Annotated in this window: 1 protein-coding gene; it reads right to left on the reverse strand. The window is 68.0% G+C overall.

Features of this window, described 5'->3' with window-relative positions; genetic code table 11:
• On the reverse strand, nt 1-538 hold a 538-nt coding region (locus AACY49_RS30265), incomplete at both ends, for a hypothetical protein (RefSeq protein WP_339527930.1).

A 538-nucleotide genomic window follows, 5' to 3' on the forward strand; every position in this document is an offset into this window, starting at 1 on the left:
GGGGCCTCGTGCTTTTCCACCGCCAGTTCGATCGCGGGCCAGCGCGACGTGAAGAGCATGGCGAGATCATTTGCAAAACCGGCAAGCGCGGTGCGCCGCAGGGCGGGGGTGGGCAGGCGTGCCAGCGCGCGGTAACTCTCCCCGAAGCGATGCAGGCTCGCCGCTCGCCGTGCGACCGTTTCGATCGCCTCGCGCAACTCGGGCAGCGGTGGCACGGGATCATCGAGCATCGCCACCGCCGTCGCGGCGAGCGACGCGATCGGAGTTAGCGCGTTGACGATCTCGTGGCTCAGCACTTGGACGAGCTCGCGCAAAGCGGCCGCCTCCGCCGCCTTCAACTCGGTATCGATGTCGATCAGCGCGCCGATTCGCAGCATTCGGCCTGACAGCGCCAGGTCCCCCGTGGTGAGCGCGAAGCTCCTGATCTCCCCGGCGTCGTCCAGGTCGATCTTGGCGGTTCGGCCGGGTCGGGTGTCCGACAGCATCCCCAGGAGAGCGGGTGGAGGTTCGGCTACCAGGTCGTTCGTTCCCAGCAAGC

Source organism: Pseudomonas sp. EL_65y_Pfl2_R96 (assembly GCF_963970905.1).
Classification (GTDB): Bacteria; Pseudomonadota; Gammaproteobacteria; order Pseudomonadales; family Pseudomonadaceae; genus Aquipseudomonas.